Raw genomic sequence first — 23523 nt, forward strand, 5'->3', positions numbered from 1 at the left:
AAGAATTAACATTAAAATAAAAAAACAATGACAAAATCTATTTAAATCTGTTAATTTTATAAATAAAAAACCTTTCTAAAACGGGTTTAGAAAGGTTTTATTATCGAATGAACAGTAATTCTACTCTTCTTCTTTTTGTCCCATCATCATGAGATATGCTTTTAAAAATTCGTCAATCTCTCCGTTCATAACTGCATCAACGTTGCTAGACTCATAGCCAGTACGAACATCTTTGACCAACTTATAAGGTTGCATCACGTAATTTCGAATTTGAGAACCCCATTCGATTTTCATCTTACCGGCTTCGATATCGTTACGTTGCTCAAGCTGTTTTTTTAACTCTATTTCGTATAACTGTGATCGTAGCATTTGCATTGCTCTACTACGGTTGTCATGCTGTGATCGGGTTTCTGAACATTGAATCTGGATTCCGGATGGTTTGTGTACCAATTGAACCTTAGTTTCTACTTTATTTACATTTTGACCACCTGCACCACTAGAGCGTGCTGTTGTGATTTCAATATCAGCAGGATTAATTTCGATTTCGATTGTATCATCTACCAAAGGGTATACATAAACAGATACAAATGAGGTATGTCTTTTGGCATTGCTGTCAAATGGAGAAATACGCACCAATCGGTGTACACCATTTTCACCTTTTAGATATCCAAAAGAATAATCTCCTTCAATTTCGAGAGTAACTGTTTTGATTCCAGCCGCATCTCCTTTTTGAAAGTTAAGTTCTTTTATTTTGTATCCACTTTTTTCGGCCCACATCATGTACATACGCATGAGCATCTCTGCCCAGTCACAACTTTCAGTTCCACCAGCACCAGCAGTAATTTGAATGACAGCACTCAAAGAGTCACCTTCATCAGAGAGCATGTTCTTGAATTCGATCGATTCAATATGATGTTCCGTTTTTAAATACTGTGCATCAAGTTCTTCAGGAGTGTATTCACCTTCACGATAAAACTCATAAGCGATCTGCAATTCATCGGTATATTCGATGGCTTTGTTGTAGTCTTCAATCCATTTCTTTTTGGATGTCAGGTTCTTAACAATAAGTTCTGCTTCTTTGGCGTTGTTCCAAAAGTCGGGTGCAAAAGTCTTCTCTTCTTCGTTGGCAATTTCGATTAATTTAGCATCAACGTCAAAGATACCTCCTCAACGCACCAAGGCGCTCTACAATACCTTTTATTTGTTCGGTAGTTGTCATAAAATTTGTAATTTTGTACGACAAAAATATAAAAAAATAGCAAAGACGCAAGCCATAGCTTGTGGGTATTTGATCATAAAATAAAGATATGGATATAAACTTGGTTAGTGACACAGTCACCAAGCCCAATTTCGAGATGCTAGAGTGTATGTTTAATGCTCAAGTAGGCGATGATGTTTACAAGCAAGACCCTACTGTGATAGAGCTTGAAGCTACTGTGGCACAAATATTTGGCATGGAAGCCGCTTTGTTTTTTCCATCGGGAACAATGGCCAATCAAACAGCCATTAAATTACATACCAACCCAGGCGAGCAAGTGATTGCCGACAAAACCTCACATGTGTATTTGTACGAGGGTGGAGGAGCTTCTTTTAATAGTGGCGTCTCTTTTTCTTTGATAGATGGTAATCGCGGAATGATAACCGCAGAGCAGGTGGCGCAACATATTAATGATCCCGAATTTTATCACAGTCCTCTCACGAGTTTGGTTTGTGTAGAAAACACCACAAACAAAGGTGGAGGTGCTTGTTATGATATTGCCGAATTGCAAAAGATAAAAGCCGTTTGTGATGCTAATAATTTAAAGTTTCATATGGATGGTGCTCGTATTTGGAATGCTTTGATGGCCAAGAAACAAAATCCAAAATTGTTCGGACAATTGTTCGATACTATATCTGTTTGTTTATCCAAAGGTTTGGGAGCTCCTGTAGGTTCGGTATTATTGGGTGACAAAGCTACAATTCACAGGGCTTTGCGTGTTCGAAAAATGTTGGGTGGCGGTATGCGTCAAGCAGGATATTTGGCAGCAGCCGGTTTGTATGCTTTAGAAAATAATATTTCGAAACTAGTCGAAGACCACCGACGTGCAAATGAGTTGGCACAATCGCTAAGAAAAACATCTTGGGTAGATCAAATTGCTCCTGTGGAAACAAATATTGTGATTTTTACCATAAAACCGCAATATACAGAGAAGGTAGTGATGGAAAAATTGAAACAAAAAAATATTTACATCAGTTCAATGGGACAAGGCAAATTAAGGTTGGTTACCCATTTGGATTATCGTGAGGTGATGCATAATTATGTGCTAGAAGCCTTAGAAAAACTAGTCATTTAAAGACATAAAAAAAGCATGAATTGATGCAATTCATGCTTTTTTTATACTTAAATTTTGTTTTATTTGAACAAATTGTCCATTCCTGGTATCATTGGCATGTCCATTTTGGCAACGGCATCCAATTCAGCTTCGTTTACTTTTGTAGCTTTTTCGATTGCTTTGTTAAGCACCATAATGATGTAATCTTCCAATTGTTCTTTATCTTCCAATAATTCATCAGCAATTGTTACGGCAGTAACTTTTCTGTTGGCAGTCATGGTTACTTTAAACAATCCGTCTGTACTTTGTTCATCAACAAGAACAGTATCCAATCTTTTTTTAGTTTCTTCTATTTTATTTTGGGTCTCTTTTAATTTACCCATCATTCCCATTAAATCCATTTTTATATTTTTTGCAGTTTACTTAGCCAAAAATAATATATTCAGTTCAATACACAATGTTAAATTAGGTTAAAACAGCGTGTGAAGTCGATGTCTTGTCTTATTTTTGCCTCTGATCTCATCAAAAAATCGAAATCATACTTATGATAAAAAATACAATTGCTCCAGTTGCAAAAATTATACCTACCACTTTAGAAAAATTTTCAGATGTTCGAACCGATAATTATTTTTGGTTGAACAATAGAGAAAACCCAGAAGTAATTGATTATCTAAACAAAGAAAACGAGTATTATCAAGCTATGACAGCCGATACTAAGGATTTTCAAAAGGATTTGTACGAGGAGATGAAGAGCCGAATCAAAGAAGATGACGAATCGGTACCTTATTTATACAACGGTTATTACTACATCACTCGTTTTGAAACTGGGAAAGGTTATCCAATTTATGCTCGAAAAAAAGGGAGTCTTACTGCAGCTGAAGAAATCTTGTTTGATTGCAATATTTTAGCCGAAGGGCAAGCTTATTTCAAATTAAGCGGAATGAGCATCAGCCCAGATAATACACTTGCGTTGTTTAGCACCGATTGTGTAGGTAGACGAATTTATACCATTCAAGTTAAAAACTTAGTCACAAACGAAATTCTAGCCGATAAAATAGAAAAAGTTACAGGCTCGGCAGTTTGGGCAAATGACAATTATACTTTATTTTATTCTTCACAAGATGAAGTAACCTTGCGCTCTGACAAAATTTTTAAACACAAATTGGGCAGCAAGCAAGAGGACGATGTTTTGGTTTATTTCGAAAAAGACGATACTTATAATGTAGATATTGCAAAATCGAAATCAAGAAAATACCTTACCATTGAGTCAGGCAGTACGATGACCACAGAATATCGTATTTTGAATGCCGATACGCCAGATGGAAAATTCAAGATGTTCCAAAAAAGAAAAAGAGGCGTAGAGTATAGCGTCAATCATTATAAAAACAGTTTTTACATCATGACCAATAAGGATGATGCCGAGAATTTTAAACTAATGAAAACACCCGAAGACGCAACAACTGCTGAAAATTGGGTCGAAATCATTGGCCATCGTGAAGATGTGTTGTTAGAAGATGTCGAAATTTTCGAAAAATATTTAGTTCTTGAAGAACGCACAGGCGGTTTGAACAAAATTAGAATCATGACTTGGGATGGCAGTCAAGAGTATTATTTGCCTTTTGGTAGTGAAACTTATACGGCATACACATCTACCAACGTAGATTTTGAAACCGAAATATTGCGCTATAGCTATCAGTCACTAGCAACGCCTTCATCAATTATTGATTTTAATATGCGTACTCAAGAAAAGGAGGTTCAAAAAGAACAGCAAGTTTTGGGTGGCAAATTTGATAAAAATAATTATACCGAAGAGCGCGTTTGGGCAACTGCAGCAGATGGCACTAAAGTTCCCATTTCGATGGTGTACAAAAACGGAATGAAAAAAGACGGACAAAATCCGTTGTTATTATATGCTTACGGTTCGTATGGTCACTCGATGGATGCTCATTTTTCGTCGACCCGATTATCACTTTTAGATCGAGGTTTCATCTATGCCATCGCACACATACGTGGAGGCGAGGATTTGGGACGTCAATGGTACGAAGACGGAAAATTATTGCACAAGAAAAATACCTTTACCGATTTTATTGATTGCTCAAAGTATGTTATTGAACAGCAGTACACAAGTCCACAACATTTGTACGCAGAAGGTGGATCGGCAGGAGGATTGTTGATGGGAGTAATTTGTAACGATGCGCCAGAATTATATCATGGTGTGATAGCGCAAGTACCTTTTGTCGACGTAATGACTACTATGCTTGATGACAGTATTCCGTTAACGACTGGAGAATATGACGAATGGGGAAATCCAAATGTAAAAAAATACTATAACTACATGCGATCGTATTCACCTTACGATAATATAAAGGAGCAAGCGTATCCTAATATGTATGTGTCAACGGGTTTGCATGACTCACAAGTGCAATATTGGGAGCCAGCAAAATGGGTTGCCAAACTGCGTGTTGCCAAGCAAGATGATACCGTTTTGTATCTCGACACAAACATGGATGCAGGACATGGAGGTGCCTCAGGTCGCTTTGAAGCTCTTAAAGAATTAGCAAAAGAGTTTAGTTTTTTACTAGATTTAGAAAAAATTAAAGCCTAATCGAATTTTTTTGTTAAATTTGTACACTATCATAGTTAAATAATATTAACATTGATCAACTATTTTTTTATGAAAGAAGAAATAAATGCTTATAATAACGTTTTAGAATTAATAGGGAATACACCCCTAATTAAGCTAAATAAAGTAACTGAAAACATTGAAGGTAACTTCTTTGCTAAGGTAGAAGCTTTTAATCCTGGTCATTCTTCAAAGGATAGAATTGCGTTATATATTATTGAACAAGCAGAAAAGAAAGGGATTTTGACTCCTGGTGATACGATTATCGAAACTACCTCTGGTAACACAGGGTTCAGTTTGGCAATGGTGAGCATCATCAAGGGGTATAGCTGTATTCTTGCTGTGAGTTCAAAATCATCCAAAGATAAGATTGATATGCTTCGTAGTCTTGGTGCTAAGGTATATGTATGCCCTGCGCATGTAGCTGCAGACGATGAGCGCTCATATTATAGCGTTGCAAAACGTTTGCACGAAGAAACCAAAGGATCTGTCTACATTAATCAATACTTTAATCAGTTAAATATTGATGCACATTACCATTCGACTGGACCAGAAATTTGGAAACAAACGAACGGAAAAATCACGCACTTGGTTGCTTGCAGTGGTACAGGAGGAACAATATCAGGTACAGCAAAGTATTTAAAAGAGCAAAATTCGAATATCAAAATTCTAGGTGTTGACGCTTTTGGTTCGGTATTGAAAAAATACCACGAAACAAAAGAATTTGATAACGACGAGATCTATCCGTACAGAATAGAAGGTTTGGGTAAAAATTTAATTCCGTCTGCAACAGACTTTGATGTGATTGACAAATTCATGAAAGTAACTGACGAAGAAAGCGCACATGCTGCGAGAGAAATCACTAGAAAAGAAGGAATGTTTGTAGGTTACACATCAGGAGCCGTTTTGCAAGCCATCAGGCAATATGCCGAAGGTGGTGAATTTGATGCTAACAGTAACGTTATTGCCATTTTCCCCGATCATGGATCACGTTACATGAGCAAAGTATTTAGCGATGACTGGATGAACGAGCAAGGATTTTTCGACAGTATTAATGAAGAAGAGTCACAAAAAATCGAAATGATAAAATAAGGTTTCCTTATTTACAATTATATAAAACTTCAGAGAGATCTGGAGTTTTTTTTTTAGACTTAATCGAAATTTATTGTTTAATTATTTTTGGTAGTGTGGCAACTAGACATTTTTATGAAATAAAGTTCCCGCCATCCACTATAGCTGTTAATTTTACTATCGCAACACAACAGGATGTCTCCCTACACTTTGGGGCTGTCGGGTCTAAAAGGAATTATTGGTTTATATCAGTAGTATTCCGGTAGTAAAAAGAAGAATCCAATAGATGAATTGTTTGAAGTATTTAGTTCGATACCAGTTTCAATTTTAAAATAAAAAACGGAATAAGAGGTAAATCTTATTCCGTTTTTCAAGGTTGAATTATTATTTGTTTTACATCTGCGAAAGAACAATTTCTAGCATCGAGAAAAAACCAATTCCCCACATATAAGGGTGAATTTTATCTGTGTTTTTGGTAAAAATGCAAAGCAAAACATAACTAGAAAAGCCATAAGCAATTCCAGAACTAATGCTGTAAGTAAGAGGCATTAACAACAAGGTTAAAAACACAGGAACGCCTAAGTATAATTCGCTAAAATCTATTCGAACTAAATGCTTAGCCATGTAAATTCCCACCAGAATCAAGGCTGGAGCAGTGGCATAAGCGGGTACCATACTAATCAATGGTGCAAAAAACATAGCCAGTAAAAAGAACAAAGCAGTAAACACAGAACTCAATCCAGTTCTCGCACCATTAGCAATTCCTGCGGCCGATTCGATGTAGGTTACGGTGCTACTTGTACCCAAAAAACCACTTAACATCGTAGCAACAGCATCGGCTTCTAATACTTTTTTAACATGAGGCATTTTACCATCTTTATCGACTAAACCAGCTTCCATCGAGCAAGCCATTGCAGTACCAATAGAATCAAATAAATTCACAAAAAGGAAAGAAAATATCGGAGCTATAAAGGAAATTTTCAGCACAGAAAGCACTTCCATTTTTCCAAATATAGGTAGGATAGATGGAGGAGTACTCACAAATTCAGTAGGAAAGGTGGTGTTTGGGTCAAAAATAAAACCTAAGATGGTAGCCAACAAAATCCCCACCAAAATAGAACCTTTTACTTTATAATGTTCCAACATAACGGTGACAAAAAAGGCGATTAGACCAATAACCAAAGCAGGCGTAAAATGTCCTAATCCTACCAAAGTGGCATCATTTGCGACAATTAATCCCATTTGTTTGAAACCAATAAAAGCGATAAAAAGACCAATACCAGAGCCAATCGCTACACGGAGCGATTCGGGTATGGCATCGATTATTTTATGTCGAAGTCCGAGGATAGAAATGATTATAAAAACAACTCCCGACAAGAAAACAACCCCAAGTGCTTGCTGCCAAGTCGCGCCATCTTTTAAAACTAAGGTAAAAGCAAACATGGCATTCAGTCCCATTCCGGGTGCCATTGCAAAAGGCACATTTGCCCAAAAACCAACTAACAATGATCCAATTACAGCAGCCAAACAAGTTATACTAATCAGTGCATTTTTATCCATTCCGGTAGTCGACAGAATATTCGGATTTACGAAAATAATGTAGGCCATCGTCAAAAAAGTGACCATACCACCAATAGCTTCTTGCTTAACGCTAGAATGGCGTTCTCTGAGTTTAAATATTTTTTCTAACATTTTGTGTGTATTTTAATTAAAGGGTGTATTTGGCAAAGAGGGTTGGGTAAACTTTAAAAGCTTTATTCGGGACAAAGTTATTGCTAATTTCAATCTCTGAACCTACTGAAAATTTTGGCGTGAAATTGTACATAATTTGTGGTTCGGTTAAAAGAATCATGTGCTTTTTATTCGAATCTGGACTACTTAAAACAATTTCTTGACTCCAGAAATCAAAGAAACCTCTAATGGTTACTTTATTTTTGAAAAGATTCTGGAAAAATACAGCTGTAAATTGCCCATCAATTCCAGATGAACCTTTTGTGTTTTTGTATAGGTATGAAGTATGCAAAGTGAAATTTCCAATTTTTATAGGGAAGCCAAAACCAGCAAGGTAAGCTCTATTGATTGGGAAACCGATTGGGGAAACAGGACTACTACTTTTGTCATCGGTCATGACAAAACCGTCGTTGTACTCGATATGTAGATTTAAGCCTTTGATAGTTTCATTTTTAATATCGAATTTTCGAGCAATTTCAAAATAGGCTAAATTAGCTCCATCTTGTCGTCCGAAGTTAAAGTCGGTAAAAAAGAAAGTACTACCTGCGCTATCGGGCTTAAAAACTTCAAAAGTACCCGTTAGGTAATTTCTAGTTTTCGAAAAATCATAGTGGAGTTGAATTTCTTGCGCGGTAGTGCCTAAGGTAAAAAAACAGATTAGAAAAGCTAAAGATGTTTTCATTTAAGGGGGTTTAATAAGGTTTTGGGTGGGTGGAATTATATTTGTGGATCTGCATCCATTTGATCAGCTGGTAAAATTTTGTTTAAAAATACACCTATAAATGCGGCAATGGTCAAGCCTGACAAGGTAATGCTCCCCGGAATATTTACTTCTCCAATGGCGATTCCAAAAACAAAAATCAATGAAGCGATAATTAAATTTCTAGAATTTGAAAAGTCAATTTCCGCCGTTACAACTGTTCGAACACCAACTGCGGCTATCATTCCGAATAAAATGATAGAAACGCCACCCATCACAGGAGTAGGGATGGTAGTTAAAACCGCACCAAATTTGCCAACGACACCTAGAATTATGGCATAAACCGCTGCAATACGTAAGATAGCAGGATCGTACACTTTGGTTACAGCAAGTACACCCGTATTTTCGCCGTAAGTAGTTACGGCTGGACCACCAAGAAAACCAGCCACAATAGTTGCTAAACCATCTCCTAATAATGTGCGGGTAATTCCGGGATCTTTAAAAAAATCTTTGCCTACCACAGCGCCATTAGTTGCGATATCGCCAATGTGTTCTATAAAAACAACCAAAGCAATGGGCGCAATTCCTAAAACGGCAGTGAGCGTAAAAACAGGAACGGTTAGTAAATCTTTCTTAGCCAAATCAGAAAATCCAAACCAGCTTGCTTCTTCAAAATTGGTAAAATTCACCATTCCTAATGCCATAGCAGCAAGATAGCCAACGATTACAGAGATTAATATAGGAACTAGCCTAAAAAAAGATTTTTCTAGAATCGAAATGGTGATCATTGTGGTAATGACAATCAAGGCAATGATTAAACTTTTTGGATCAAAATTCCCATCCTTATATCCAGACATGGACAGTGCAACGGGGCTAAGGCGCAGACCAATCACCATAATAATTGGACCCACTACGATGGGAGGAAAAAATGATTTTATCTTTTCTACACCAAAAAAGCGAACCATTCCGCTCATGAGTACATAAACCAAACCTGCAGCGATAACGCCACCTTTGATACTAGCAATTCCTTCTTGCTTTAAAATTAAACTCAAAGCACCGATAAAAGCAAATGAGGAACCCAAGAAAACGGGCACTATTTTTTTTGTACAATAATGAAAAATCAAAGTACCGATTCCTGCAGATAATAAGGCAATTGATGGATTAAGACCTGTTAAAAATGGAACTAAAACGGTAGCGCCAAACATTGCTAAAACATGTTGTAGTCCAAGGATTAATTTCGTTTGGGTAGATTTTGTTTTCAATGATAGGGATTTTTTTACTTAAGTCCGCAAATATAGTATAATTGCAATTTTAATCGCACATTTAAAATTTTTAATTTTTTCAAGATCACTGAAAAAATTGCGTTTTATTTAGATGTTTTAAGTTTTATACGGTCATAAACTATTATATATTCGTTTTTTATTGCGATATTAATAAAACTGTTTTCATAATTGTGTAAAAATTCACGACCTTAATTACGAATAAGTGAACTGTAAAGCATAAGATCTATAGAAAGTATAAAAACAGAATGATTCTTATTATAAAAAGGAAATGCACAACAGATTACTATTGCGCATTTCATCTTTATTGAAAAATTGTGGATCTGAATTTAAAAGTAGAGTTGTGTAACTAATTAGATTAACAGTCTGCCATATTTACGGTGATTGCAAGACCACCTTCAGAGGTTTCTTTGTATTTATTATTCATGTCCTTGGCTGTTTCCCACATGGTGCTAATTACTTTGTCTAGTGGTACTTTTGCATTTTTTGCATCTGTAGAAAGTGCTAATTCTGCAGCATTGATTGCTTTTATAGCGCCCATAGTATTGCGCTCAATACACGGAATTTGTACCAAGCCACCAATTGGGTCGCAGGTTAAACCTAAATGATGTTCCATTGCAATCTCGGCAGCCATTAAAACTTGCTCAACAGAGCCACCCAATAGTTCGCAAAGTGCCGCTGCCGCCATGGCCGATGAAACGCCAATTTCTGCTTGACAACCACCCATTGCAGCAGATATAGTAGAGCCTTTTTTGAAAATGCTTCCTATTTCTCCAGCAACCAATAAGAACTTTTTAATTTCCTCAGGACCTGCCTGATGGTTTTCGATGACCAAGTAGTACATTAAAACAGCAGGAATCACACCCGCGCTTCCGTTGGTAGGAGCGGTTACAATGCGGCCCAACGCTGCATTTACCTCATTTACAGCAAGAGCAAAACAACTTACCCATTTTAGAATTTGGCGAAATTTAACTTCCGTTTTTCTAATTTCAGTCAGCCAGGTTTCGGGATCGCTATAATTGGATAATCCAATTAAATTTTGATGCATGTCAAACGCACGTCTGCGTACGTTTAGTCCGCCTGGGAGCACGCCCTCAGAGTGGCATCCTATATACATGCACTCGAGCATGGTATCCCAAATTCGCATTAATTCTTGATCGATTACTTCTACCGAACGCATTGATTTTTCGTTTTCGTAGACAATTTCAGAAATCGATTTGTGCTCTGTTTTACAATAGTTTAGTAATTCAGCGGCATTGTCTATCATGAACGGGAAAGCACATTTTATTTTGATTTTTTCCTTAGCGTTTGTTCTTTCTTCCTTGACCACAAATCCGCCACCAATAGAGTAATAGGTTTCTATATAGGTTTTTCCAGCGTTATCAACAGCTGTGAACATCATTCCGTTAGAGTGAAAAGGCAAAAATTCTTTGTTGAAAATAATATCTGTCCCAATAAGAAAATCGATTAATGTTTCATTACCCAATAGTAATTTTTTCGTTTTTTCAATCGACTTTATAATTCCATCAATATCCTGAATAGGAATTGTTTCTGGGTCTTGACCGCTTAGTCCAAGCATGACGGCTAGGTCGGTGGCATGTCCTTTTCCGGTTAAAGAAAGTGAGCCGTATAAATCTACTTTGATTCGTGAAATGGTATCTAAATCTTGTTCTTTCAATTCTTCTAAAAAACGTTCAGCTGCTCTCCAAGGTCCCAAAGTATGAGAGCTTGACGGACCAACCCCAATTTTCAACATATCAAAAACCGATATACACTCTTCCATAATCAAATTGTTTTAACTGAAACAAATATAGTAGATTTTGTTACTCTTAGATACAACTGCCTTGTTTTTTAAGCTCGTGCAAGGTTGTGAAGTAAATAAGCAAAACAAAGAATGAACAGCTTTTTTGGTTATTTTGATTTGATCTTTGTTAAAATAATTTAAACCTAACCTTTTTTTAGGCATTTCGATGTGAATCTGGTCAGTTTTTAAAGAATAGTATTTTCGTGAAAATATTAAATTCTTGGACGCTTATGAGTGAAATGTAAGGTATTCATGGGTTAAGTTGTATAAATTTTACTTCTTGCCGTTTTTGTTGTTTTCACCATATAAGTCATGTAAGTTTTTTTATCTCACTGCTTGAAAGTTTTAAACCATATAAGAAATAGGAGCTCATATAAGTTATTTTATGCTAGCATAATACTCCGCAATCTTGTCATTCTGGAAGAATCTAAGGTAAAGTGCTACAAAGTATTTCGACAATTTGCGGTCATTGCGAGGAACGAAGCAATCACGTATAGTATATCATTTTCTGTATTTATACCAAGCATTGTTTATAGAATGATTCACGGTTGACTTTCATTTGTTTATTGTTGACGATATTCTTTGCGGGCACCGTCGTGAAATTTCGATAATAAATCTGCGCAAAGCCTTGTCTGTAAATCGGATCTTTCGGCTGCAACAATTACACTTCTAGTAATTCCTTAAACTTAATTTCAATTTGTTTTTTTATTGGAATTATTTTTTCTGGTATTTTCTTATATGCATAAGCTGATTTTTTAAAAGTTTCGGGGTTTGGTTTGTTATCAAATTTTGCAAGAAAGTGATTTTCAGAATAATCGTTATAAATATCTGAAACTTCAACCAAATATTTATCAATTAATTCTTCAATTTGCTCATCAAGATAAATTTTATTATCGGAGTAATATTCTACAAAATTATTGTGTGCTTTTCTAAAATTTTCATTTAGTGAATCATCAAGTTGGTCAAATGTTTTTCCCTCGGGCACTCGTTTTACAGGACAAACGTAAAATTGTAAATCATTTTGACTTTTATTTATAAGTTTGTATATATTTTCTAAAATGTCAAATCGTTTTTCGTGTAGTTTTGTGAATTTAAATATTTCACGCGATTTTAAATTATTAAGTTCAGTTTGAAATGTACTAATTTCAATTGTGTGCTTCTTTTTAACAATTTCTAGTTTTTCTTCAAAAGAATTCTTTATTTTTCCTTTAACTTTTTCAGTTACAAATAAAGTAATTAACGTAGGGATTATAGAAAATATTAAGGCTTTAATGACTAGATCTGTTAACATAATAATTTCGGGTTTTTAATTAAGTTCGGTTTCTTCAAATTCAATCCAAAAATTTATTAAATCTCCAAGGCTCATTAAATCAAACACTTTTTCTCCATTAAATTCCTTAAGATTTAGATATTGCCAAACTGGTTTTATTTCACATTTCAGGTTTTTATCTATATTTATTTTTGAATGTGCAAAAGCATTTCTCAATTGTCGTGCAAACTGACATTTGGAATTTGCGAGATTTAGTTTTCCATATTTTAATATAATCTTGGGGCAAATTTTTTCTTCCCACCAATCTATAAATTGCTTTTCTGCTAAACTACATAATTGTTCATATTCAGGAATTGCACTTACAGTTGAAAATGCCCTATCTATTTTAGCAAGGTTAGGATTTCCTATTTGAATTTGCCTTTGTATTTCATAAGAATTTAAATTATTAATATCTATTAAATTAGGATTTAAGCAAACAGTTTTTTCAGAAATAAATGCGACAAGAATTTTAATTGGATTAAATTTATTTTGATTTTCTTCGAATATTTGTTTACTGATTAGATAGTCTTGTCTTATAATGTATTTTAGTTCTTTGTAAAAAGAATGATTTTCAGTTACAATGTACTTTTCTGGAATATAAATGTCATTTGGTATTTTCATTATAAATAATTTTTTCTGTTTCTGGGTTGACATTTCTACTAACTCTAAATTATAAGCAAACCTGTGCGTTTCTCACCAAATATACAAATTCCCACTCAAAGATTTTTCTTTCTTTTTAAAACAATCGTCAATTGTACCCAACTGCCGCGTGAGGGATTGAAACTTGCTACCGAAGTAGCGTGAAAAGCCCGACAGCAATAAAAAAAGGGGCTTACTATTGATAACGAATAGTAAGCCCCTTTTTTTATTGCTGTCACGTCCAAATTATTTGTATTTACTTCAATTCCTTTTTCAAAAACTTAGCTGTATAACTTTTTTTGTTTTTAGCGACTTCCTCGGGAGTTCCTTTGGCTACTAGAGTTCCGCCGCCTTTTCCGCCTTCGGGACCGATGTCTATGATGTGGTCGGCGAGTTTGATGACGTCCATGTTGTGCTCGATGATGAGGATGGTGTTGCCTTTGTCGACGAGGGTGTTGATGACGTCCATCAAGACGCGAATGTCTTCAAAGTGCAGTCCTGTGGTGGGTTCGTCTAGGATGTAAAAGGTGTTTCCGGTGTCTTTTTTGGAGAGTTCGCCTGCGAGTTTGATGCGTTGCGCTTCACCACCTGAGAGCGTGGTGCTTTGCTGCCCGAGTGTGATATAACCCAATCCTACGTCCTGAATGGTTTTTACTTTTCGGTATATTTTTGGGATGTTTTCGAAAAACGGAACGGCTTCGTCTACGGTCATGTTCAAGACATCCGATATGGATTTTCCTTTGTATCGAATTTCAAGTGTCTCACGGTTGAAACGCTTACCTTGACAGGTTTCGCATTCTACATATACATCGGGTAGAAAATTCATTTCGATGGTGCGCACGCCCGATCCTTGACAGGTTTCGCAACGACCGCCTTTGACGTTGAAACTAAAACGCCCGGCTTTGTACCCACGAATCATACTCTCGGAGGTCATGGTGTATAGCTTGCGAATCTCGGTAAAAACTTCGGTATAAGTAGCTGGGTTGGAGCGTGGTGTACGCCCGATCGGACTTTGATCTATGTCAATTACTTTGTCGATATGTTCAAGTCCTTCGATTTTTTTGTAGGGCTGTGGTTTTTTGACACCGTTGAAATAAAAGGCGTTCAAAATAGGGTAGAGGGTCTCGTTGATCAAAGTCGATTTTCCGCTACCAGATACTCCTGTAACGCAAATTAATTTCCCCAATGGCAAATCAATTGTAACATTTTTTAAGTTGTTACCAGTTGCACCAGTTAGTTTTAAAGATTTTCCGTTTCCTTCACGGCGCTTTTTCGGAATATCAAATTTCAATTTTCCGTTTAAGTATTGTGCGGTGATGGTTTTGGACGCTAGGGTCTCTTTGTAGGTTCCGGTGCTGATGATTTCGCCACCAAATTTACCTGCTTTGGGACCAATGTCGATCACATAATCGGCACGCTCCATCATGTCTTTGTCGTGTTCTACCACGATAACAGAGTTTCCAATATCGCGCAATTGCTCTAGTGAGCGAATGAGTTTTTCGTTGTCACGTTGGTGCAAACCAATACTTGGTTCATCCAAAATATAAAGTACACCAACGAGTTGCGACCCAATTTGAGTCGCCAATCGAATGCGTTGTGCCTCACCACCAGAAAGCGATTTGGAGCTGCGGCTCAAGGCCAAATAATCCAAACCTACGTTCATCAAGAAATGCAAACGGTCTTTGATTTCTTTTAATACTTCGCCTGCGATTGCCATTTGTTTTTCGGTCAAATCGTCTGCTAGGTTTTCGAACCAAGCCGTTAGGTCAGAAATATCCATATCGACCAATTCGGTGATATTTTTTTCATTTACCCTAAAATACTGAGACTCTTTTTTGAGTCGAGAACCGTGACAAACAGGACAATTGATTTCGTCCATGAATTCTTTTGCCCAACGTTTGATAGTTGTAGATCCGCTCTCATCATGTTGGTTTTTGATGAAATGTGCTATTCCCTCAAATTCGATTTTGTAGTCTCGAGTGACGCCTAAATCCTTTGAAGTAATGCTGAATTTTTCTTTTCCACCATTCAAAATCATTTCCATTGCTTCGGGAGAAATTGATTCTATTGGATCGGTTAATTTAAAGTCAAAACGTTCTCCAATAATTTCTAACTGCTTAAAAATCCAGGTTGATTTATATTCGCCCAAAGGTAAAAAACCTCCTGCTTTGATGGAAAGTTTTGGATTTGGAAGTATTTTTTTGATGTTGATTTCGTTTACTGTTCCCAAGCCTTTGCAATGGTCGCAAGCCCCTTTTGGGGAGTTGAAGGAAAACAAATTGGGTTCGGGGTTTTGATACGAAATTCCAGAGGTAGGACACATTAAGTTTCGACTAAAATAGCGTACTTCTTGACTGTCTTGATCCAGAACCATCAATACATTTTCGCCGTGATTCATGGCGGTATTAATGCTTTCGTTCAGACGTTTGGCAGTATCTGGAGAGTTGTCGATTGCTATTCTATCCACTACGATTTCGATATCGTGGGTTTTATAACGGTCGAGCTTCATTCCTGGCGTAATATCGAGAACGTCACCGTTGACACGTACTTTCAGGAATCCTTGTTTGGCAATTTGTTGGAACAATTCACCATAATGACCTTTTCTAGCCTTGATTACAGGTGCTAGAATATTGATGCGCTTGTCGTTGTAATCGGTAGTGATTAGCTCCTTGATTTGTTCATCTGAGTAGCTAACCATTTTTTCGCCGGTGTTGTAACTATAGGCATCTGCGGCGCGTGCGTATAGCAAACGCAAGAAATCGTAAATCTCGGTGATCGTCCCCACGGTTGATCGTGGACTCTTACTGGTCGTTTTTTGTTCGATAGCGATTACTGGCGAAAGTCCGTCAATTTTGTCTACATCAGGACGCTCTAATCCGCCAAGAAATTGACGTGCATAGGCAGAAAACGTTTCTACATAACGACGTTGCCCTTCGGCATAAATGGTGTCAAAAGCGAGTGATGATTTTCCAGAGCCTGAAAGTCCCGTAATCACTACGAGTTTTTCGCGAGGAATGGATATATCTATATTTTTGAGGTTGTGTACACGAGCCCCTATAACTTCAATAGTATTGTCTTTGTCTAGCATAATTTTTGCAAAAACACAAAGTTAATCTTTTGATTTATTCTTTGCATGCAACACATTAGAACTTTATGTTAAAATCAAAGATATTGATCCTTTTTTGAAGCAGAAACTAAGTGAATATCTATACTATTCTGTCCCGCTCCCGACGCTTCGGGACGTTTCAATCTTATAAGGCAAAACACTTGCCTTATAAAGATTTCCACTACAATCGGGGCTATTTAGGGTATTTTGTTGTTTAATCACCTCTGGGTATTCCGCATAAAAAAACGCTAATTTGTGGTTAGCGTTTTTAAGGGAGATATGATTTTTATACCAATACCAATTGTAAATTAGTTCAATGAATCCCGAATAACGACAAATTCACCTTTTACTATCAATATATATCCAATGTCACATCATTCAATATTATTTTACTCAATCGTCATTGCTTTTAGTTTTGTACGATAAGCTTCCAATGCCACCGATTTATGTAGGTAACCATAATAATGACCGTTTTTTACCACGGGTAGGTGGGTGCGTTTGCATTTCTCAAATTTATTCATAACCACTTCCATGCTGTCAATAGAATAGATGATTGCAGGTGCAGGTTTCATGACATCCTTAATTAGGGTATATTTTACGCGATATTGGTTGAAAATTATTTCTCGAATATCATTAAAATGTACCACTCCCACAAGTTCGTTTTCTTTGTTTACTACAGCAAAAACGGTTTGGTTTGAGTGCGAAATATAGTCTACCAATTTGATTAAGCTATCTTCTGGACTTACGGTCAAAGAATCGGTTTGAATCAAGGATTCAATGTCCAAAGTAGAGAGTACATTATGATCTTTGTTACTTGTGAAGGCATGACCTTTTCTAGCTAAATCCTTCACATCCATCGAATGTTTTTCAAATCGTTTCGAGATTGCAAAGCTGATAGATGCTACAATCATAAGGGGAAGCATAAGACTGTAGCCACTAGTTATTTCGGCAATTAGGAAGATGGCAGTTAATGGAGCGTGGAATAATCCGCTTAAGATTCCGGCCATACCCACCATCGTAAAGTTGCTTATTGGTAGATGTGTTAAACCGGTAAGATTTATTGCTTTCGAAAAAACATAACCTACATACGAGCCCACAAATAGGGAAGGAGCAAAGTTACCTCCGTTTCCACCAGATCCTAATGTTATAGAGGTAGCAAAAACTTTGATCATCATGGTAGCCGCCACAAACAATAATACGATCCAATTGTTATTTCGAAAAGAACTAAAGAGCGTATTTTCAAGTAAATCTTTAGCATCATTGTTGGCCAATGTTCGAATGCTTTCATATCCTTCACCAAAAAGGGTAGGGAAAAGAAAAATCATCACAGCCAAAATAGATGCTCCCAGTAGTGCTTTCTTGTAGGCGTTCATGCGTAGGTGGGCAAAGAAATGCTCTGTTTTTCTAAAATTTCGAGTAAAATAAATAGAAGTGAAACCTGTGATAACGCCAAGTAAAACATAAAACGGAATATTATGGTAGTTAAACTCTGGTTGGTGATTAACGTACAATAATATCTCTTCGTCTAAGGCAATTACAGAGACCAAAGCTCCCGTTGCCGCTGCGATCATGATGGGTGTAAAGGCAGAGATACTAACATCTACAAGCAAAAATTCGATAGCAAATAATACTCCTGCAATGGGTGCGTTAAAGGCTGCTGCAATTCCTGCTGCCACACCGCAACCTATCAGTAATGTTCTGTCTTTGTAACTTAATTTATAATTTTGAGCAAAATTGGATCCAAAGGCTGCTCCAGTGACAACAATCGGACTCTCTAGTCCTGCAGATCCACCTAAACCAACAGTTAACGAGCTCGTAACTATTTGCGCATACATTTGCTTGCGCGGAATAATACTTGCTTTTTTGGCAACAGAATATAAAATTTGAGAGGTTCCTTTTTCGATTGTTCCACTCAATAAACGTTTGATTACAAAAACAGTCAAAAGCAATCCTGCGATAGGCAAGACACTGTTTATAAAACTTAATTTTAAAGTAGCATTGATATAGGTGGCAAATTTAAACACCCAGTGAGCAAAAGATTTTAAAACAATTACGGCAAATGCAGAACTAATTCCGACCAATACACTCGAAAGGAAAATAAATTGTTTCTCAGTTAAAATAGACTGTGCTAGAGCAATTATACTTTCTAATTTAGAAATATATTTTTTGAACATTTTGGTTTTGTTTTATGAGGCACAAAAATACTATTATTTTAAGCAACAGATAAATTTTTGACTGCTTCTTTTCGGCTTAAAAAGGTTAAGTTACTAACTAAAACAAAATCACTATAGGCTTGTGGATTTGTTTAGGTGTATTTAGGATGAAAACAATTAATTGATTTTTTAATAAATAGAAAACTGTCATGGCTTTTTGTTCAAACCGATTAGTACATTTTATACCAAATCAATTAATAGTTTGGTCCAACACTTGACATTCTACTTTGAATTTGTAGCCTAGTTAAAAAACGAAAAAAGATTGGTTCAAGCAAAGCTTAGTATCATTCAAAAAGTCAGATAAGTAATTTGCAAAAAAAAAGCCTTCATTGCGGAGTTTTAATTCCGAAGAAGGCAAATTTGTTTTTATATATGTTGGTGTTGTGTATACTTCTACGCAACTGCTACTGTATTCACAAGCATTATATAGTGCGTGCGTAAAGGAGATTATTAAAAACCGATGGCTTTATCGTCACCGCGGTAATCGGCTCCACCTTCAAGTTTACCATTAGGGAGCGACAAAATAGCATCAACTTTACCAATTACAGGTGTTGTTTTTTCATTAATCAAATAGCCTTTTTTCTTTAAATTCTCCAAGGTAGTGGTATCAAAAGCATTTGGTTCAAAGGTAATCAAATCGGGTAGCCACTGGTGATGGAACCGTGGTGCATTTACCGCTTCTTGCATACTCAATTGATATTCATAAACGTTTAAGATAGTTTGCAAAACCGATGTGATAATCGTAGAACCTCCTGGAGATCCTACAGTCATGAATAGTTTTCCTTTTTTTTCTACAATGGTAGGTGTCATTGAGCTAAGCATTCTTTTTTCGGGTGCAATGCTGTTTGCTTCGTTGCCTATAAGTCCAAACATATTGGGTGTGCCTGGTTTTGAACTAAAGTCGTCCATTTCATTGTTAAGCATAAAGCCCAGTTCGTCACAATAATATTTAGAACCATAGCCCGCGTTTAAAGTAGTTGTTGCTGAAACCGAATTACCAAACTGATCCACAATAGAGTAGTGTGTGGTCTCCATACTTTCGTTATAACTCACTTTTCCTTCTGCAATATCAGCTGAAAGCGTGGCTTTTTCAGGATTAAAACTGCTCATTCGATCCTTCAAATAAGAGTCGTTCATCAATGCTTTCAACGGAATTTTGACAAAATCAGGATCACCCAAAAAGAAATTTCGATCGGCATAAGCGCGTCTTTCGGCCTCTACAATTATTTGTATGGCTTGACTCGAGTTATGGCCCATTTTTGCCAAATCATAAGGAGTAATCATTTTCATAATTTGTGCCAAGCAGATTCCGCCACTGCTAGGAGGAGCCATTGAAATCACGGTTAAGTCTTTGTACTTAAAAGTTATTGGATTTCGCCATTTTGCTTCATATTTATTCAGGTCTTCCATGGTAATAATGGCGCCTTTATCCTGTAAGTAAGCAACTAATTTTGATGCAGTTTCGCCTTTATAAAACTCGTCTCTACCATTTTTAGCAATTCGCTTCAAAGTAGTTGCCAAAGCGGGATACTTGATGGTATCATTGGTATGGTATACTTGTGATAAAACCGATTTACTACCATTTATTTTAGTCAGTTGGTCTCTGTATTCGTTCAGTCTTTCTTCTTGTTTTTGAGTTACAATTACACCTCTTTCGGCCAACTCAATCACGGGTTGTAAGATGGTTTCTATAGGTAATGAGCCTAGTTTTTTGTGTACAGCAAACATTCCGGCAATCGTTCCAGGAACACCAATTCCTAACGGACTCTTGGTACTTTTACCCGGAATTACATTTCCGTTCGCATCTAGAAACATATTTTTTGTTGCTGCCAAAGGAGCTTTTTCGCGGTAGTCCAAAGTTCCTGTTTCGCCATTTGCTTTTCTGTAGACCATGAAACCACCACCACCAAGATTTCCCGCATAAGGGTAAGCAACAGCAAGTGCCAATTCTGTGGCAATCATTGCATCAAAAGCATTTCCGCCTTTTTTCATGATGTCGGCTCCAATTTTTGAGGCTTCTTCACGAGCAGAAACAACCATGGCTTGGCTTGCTTCCAGACCAGTTGGTGTAGTAATTAATTTTTGTGAGGTGCAACTCATGCAGAATACGCTCACTAGTATTATAACATTTTTCATATTCGAAAAGGAATTATATGTAATTATAAGTAGAGTGGACTATGGCTTAAAATCCTTTAGCACTATTGTCTGCTCTTTTGTCTGCACCACCCTCTAATTTTCCATCAGAAAGGATTAATATAGCATCGACTTGACCAATAATTTCTTTATTATTTTCATTGATTTTGTATCCTTTATTTTTCAATTCTTCCAAAGTTTTTTTATCGAAAGAATTAGGTTCGAAAGTAATTTCGTCAGGCAACCATTGATGATGAAAACGGGGAGCATTTACCGCCTCTTGCATACTCATCTTGTACTCATATACATTAAGGATCGTTTGTAAAACCGATGTTATAATGGTAGAGCCACCTGGAGTACCAACTACCATAAATAATTTTTTGCCTTTTTCGACAATTGTAGGTGTCATCGAACTCAACATTCTTTTTCCCGGTGCAATACTATTGGCTTCTGTTCCTGTTAGACCGTATAAATTAGGAACTCCTGGTTTAGCGCTAAAATCGTCCATTTGGTTGTTTAGAAAAAAACCTAATTCGTCGCAATAGATTTTCGATCCATAATGATCATTTAAAGTTGTAGTCACCGAAACAGCATTTCCGTCTGCATCGACAATAGAATAATGGGTCGTTTCTTTGCTTTCGTAACCAGGGATTTTACCTTTTCCTATATCAGATGATTTTGAAGCTTTATCGAAAGAAAAATTACTCATCCTTTTTTGAATGTAAATTGAATCTAGCAGTTCTTTCACCGGTAGTTTTACAAAATCAGGATCTCCAAGAAAAGAGTTTCTGTCGGCATAAGCTCTGCGTTCTGCCTCTGTGATTACTTGAATAGATTTTGTACCGTTGTGCCCGAAGGTTGAAAGATCGAAAGGTTCAATCATTTTCATAATTTGATCCAAACAGATTCCGCCACTACTAGGAGGTGACATAGATGTAATTTCTAAATCTTTGTACGAAAATGTTATTGGCGTTCTCCATTTCGAATCGTACTTTTCTAAATCTTCTAAGGTCATGCTGCCGCCTTTTCCTTTTAAGAATGAGATTAGCTTTTGAGCCGTTTCACCGTTGTAAAATTCAGAACGGCCATTGGTTGCAATTCTTTCCAAGGTTGCCGCCAATGCAGGATATTTTATGGTGTCACCAACCTTATATACCTTCGAAAACAAACTGTTAGGTCCGTTCTCTTTCAGTAACACTTCTCGATAAGTTGATAAACTTTTTTCTTGATTTTCGGTAACAACAACTCCTTTTTTTGCCAAAGCAATTACGGGCTCTAGAATTTTGTTGATGGGTAGTGAACCAAATTTTTTGTGTACAGCAAACATTCCAGCAAGTGTTCCGGGTACTCCAGACGCAAATGCTGTAGCGGTACTTTTTCCAGGAATTACATTTCCGTTCTGGTCCAAAAACATATCTTTGGTTGCTGCCAATGGTGCTTTTTCTCGGTAATCGAGTGCACCCGTGTCACCGTTTGCCTTTCTAAACACCATAAATCCACCACCACCAATATTTCCGGCTTGCGGATAGGATACGGCAAGTGCTAACTCTGTAGCTACCATAGCATCAAAGGCATTTCCGCCTTTTTTCATAATTGCAACACCAATTTCAGAGGCTTCAGATCGTGCAGAAACGACCATTGCTTTATTGGTGACTAAGCCTGTTGGGACCAATAGTTTTTCATTCGATTTGCAACTCAAAACGAGTAATGAAAGTAAGAGTATAGTTTTTTTCATAGTGTTGTTTTTTAGTTTATTTGTTTTCAAAAAAAGGTAATAAAGCATCTAAACCTCCAGTACATCATGCGATAAAAGGAAATTAGGGTATTAGTTTTTCAATTTTGAAAACCAGTTCATTTATTATATTGATATTGATCGTTTGGGTAGGTGGTTACTAATTTCTATCCTTTTTTTAATGTTATAATCCTTATATTATAAATAGTTAAATACTCTCTCAATTATTTTAGGATCGTTTGAGCATGCGCTCGTAAATCTTCAAAAAACAAGGTAAATTCATTTTCGAATTCGCCATAATGTGCCACAAGTTCTTCGGTAGCAAAGGTCATTTTTGATTTGTTTTTGGTTCGTGAGTCCATTTGCCTTAGGATCTCAGCAATGCCTTCGACAGTTTGGTAACTCAATAACCAGTTTTGCGGAATCATATATGGCATCATGCCTAGGGTACGGTCAGATAAATCAGGTTTGTTATCTTCTAGCGAGTTATAGAAATTGGTAATATAGGTCGCTAAATCTTCTTGAGAATAGGTATTCCAATTTTTCGCTAAAAAATGATCATATAAAACATCAACGATAACTCCAGAATAATGATGGTATCTTGAATGCAGTCGTTTGGTGCTTTGTCTAAAAATAGGGTGAGCATCGGTAAAGGTATCGATAGCGCGGTGCAGCAATATTCCTTTTTGCATTTGCTCAGGATATTTTTCAAAATCTTTGCCTCTTATGCCATCGGCCATAAAATTTCCAATTTTGATGAGATCATTGTCTCCAGAAAGGTAGATGTGTGCTAAAAAATTCATTCGACTAAAATATGAATTCTAAACCACTTTATTCAATCTTCAATTATTATATTTGTGCAAAAAATAG

At 36.5% G+C, this 23523-nt stretch carries 16 protein-coding genes; 3 read left to right on the plus strand and 13 right to left on the minus strand.

Annotated elements, in window-relative coordinates; translation table 11 throughout:
• Positions 1 to 120: 120 nt before the first annotated feature.
• Positions 121 to 1219 (minus strand): peptide chain release factor 2 gene (gene prfB / locus FFWV33_RS13135; RefSeq protein ID WP_108741331.1). Its coding sequence is split into 2 segments (ribosomal slippage): positions 121 to 1155 and positions 1157 to 1219, totalling 1098 coding nucleotides; the frame shifts between segments, so codons are not numbered across the junction.
• A gap of 88 nt (positions 1220 to 1307) precedes the next feature.
• On the opposite strand from prfB, the gene FFWV33_RS13140 reads away from it, so the two are divergent.
• Positions 1308 to 2333 (plus strand): threonine aldolase family protein, encoded by a 1026-nt coding sequence (locus FFWV33_RS13140; protein WP_108741332.1) that lies wholly within the window; start codon positions 1308 to 1310, stop codon positions 2331 to 2333.
• 59 nt (positions 2334 to 2392) lie between these two features.
• Here FFWV33_RS13140 and FFWV33_RS13145 read toward each other — a convergent pair whose 3' ends face one another.
• On the minus strand, positions 2393 to 2713 hold the full coding sequence (locus FFWV33_RS13145) for a YbaB/EbfC family nucleoid-associated protein (protein ID WP_108741333.1): 321 nt from the start codon (positions 2711 to 2713) through the stop codon (positions 2393 to 2395).
• A gap of 143 nt (positions 2714 to 2856) precedes the next feature.
• Between FFWV33_RS13145 and FFWV33_RS13150 the strand changes: the two genes are divergently transcribed.
• Together FFWV33_RS13150 and capA are read left to right on the plus strand one after the other, a co-directional pair.
• Positions 2857 to 4917 (plus strand): S9 family peptidase, encoded by a 2061-nt coding sequence (locus FFWV33_RS13150; RefSeq protein WP_108741334.1) that lies wholly within the window; start codon positions 2857 to 2859, stop codon positions 4915 to 4917.
• A 69-nt stretch (positions 4918 to 4986) separates the two neighbouring features.
• On the plus strand, positions 4987 to 6027 hold the full coding sequence (capA, locus tag FFWV33_RS13155; protein ID WP_108742550.1) for a cysteate synthase: 1041 nt from the start codon (positions 4987 to 4989) through the stop codon (positions 6025 to 6027).
• A gap of 372 nt (positions 6028 to 6399) precedes the next feature.
• On the opposite strand, the gene FFWV33_RS13160 is transcribed toward capA, so the two are convergent.
• The 11 genes from FFWV33_RS13160 to FFWV33_RS13210 all read right to left on the minus strand — a co-directional run bounded on the left by FFWV33_RS13160 (position 6400) and on the right by FFWV33_RS13210 (position 23456).
• Positions 6400 to 7698: an NCS2 family permease gene (locus FFWV33_RS13160; protein WP_108741335.1), complete on the minus strand. Its 1299-nt coding sequence runs from the start codon at positions 7696 to 7698 to the stop codon at positions 6400 to 6402.
• Between the two features lie 16 nt (positions 7699 to 7714).
• Positions 7715 to 8419 (minus strand): DUF5020 family protein, encoded by a 705-nt coding sequence (locus FFWV33_RS13165; protein WP_108741336.1) that lies wholly within the window; start codon positions 8417 to 8419, stop codon positions 7715 to 7717.
• A gap of 35 nt (positions 8420 to 8454) precedes the next feature.
• Positions 8455 to 9699: a uracil-xanthine permease family protein gene (locus tag FFWV33_RS13170; protein WP_108741337.1), complete on the minus strand. Its 1245-nt coding sequence runs from the start codon at positions 9697 to 9699 to the stop codon at positions 8455 to 8457.
• 376 nt (positions 9700 to 10075) lie between these two features.
• Positions 10076 to 11500 (minus strand): L-serine ammonia-lyase, encoded by a 1425-nt coding sequence (locus FFWV33_RS13175; RefSeq protein ID WP_108741338.1) that lies wholly within the window; start codon positions 11498 to 11500, stop codon positions 10076 to 10078.
• Positions 11501 to 12182: 682 nt separating this feature from the next.
• The gene (locus tag FFWV33_RS13180; protein ID WP_108741339.1) at positions 12183 to 12812 is read right to left on the minus strand and encodes a hypothetical protein; all 630 of its coding nucleotides are present in this window, start codon (positions 12810 to 12812) and stop codon (positions 12183 to 12185) included.
• A 15-nt stretch (positions 12813 to 12827) separates the two neighbouring features.
• Entirely contained in the window at positions 12828 to 13451 is a 624-nt protein-coding gene (locus FFWV33_RS13185) for a hypothetical protein (RefSeq protein ID WP_159086024.1), read from the minus strand.
• A gap of 274 nt (positions 13452 to 13725) precedes the next feature.
• Positions 13726 to 16557 (minus strand): excinuclease ABC subunit UvrA, encoded by a 2832-nt coding sequence (uvrA, locus tag FFWV33_RS13190; protein ID WP_108741341.1) that lies wholly within the window; start codon positions 16555 to 16557, stop codon positions 13726 to 13728.
• Between the two features lie 407 nt (positions 16558 to 16964).
• Positions 16965 to 18749 carry a chloride channel protein gene (locus tag FFWV33_RS13195; RefSeq protein ID WP_108741342.1) on the minus strand — a complete coding sequence of 595 codons (1785 nt, stop codon included), beginning with the start codon at positions 18747 to 18749 and terminating at the stop codon, positions 16965 to 16967.
• Positions 18750 to 19238: 489 nt separating this feature from the next.
• Positions 19239 to 20924, minus strand: coding sequence for a gamma-glutamyltransferase (ggt, locus tag FFWV33_RS13200; protein ID WP_108741343.1), 1686 nt, complete (start codon positions 20922 to 20924; stop codon positions 19239 to 19241).
• A gap of 46 nt (positions 20925 to 20970) precedes the next feature.
• Positions 20971 to 22656, minus strand: coding sequence for a gamma-glutamyltransferase (ggt, locus tag FFWV33_RS13205; protein WP_108742551.1), 1686 nt, complete (start codon positions 22654 to 22656; stop codon positions 20971 to 20973).
• 221 nt (positions 22657 to 22877) lie between these two features.
• Entirely contained in the window at positions 22878 to 23456 is a 579-nt protein-coding gene (locus tag FFWV33_RS13210; protein WP_108741344.1) for an acyl carrier protein phosphodiesterase, read from the minus strand.
• Between the last annotated feature and the right edge of the window lie 67 nt (positions 23457 to 23523).

The sequence above is a fragment of the Flavobacterium faecale genome (assembly GCF_003076455.1).
Taxonomy (GTDB): Bacteria; Bacteroidota; Bacteroidia; order Flavobacteriales; family Flavobacteriaceae; genus Flavobacterium; species Flavobacterium faecale.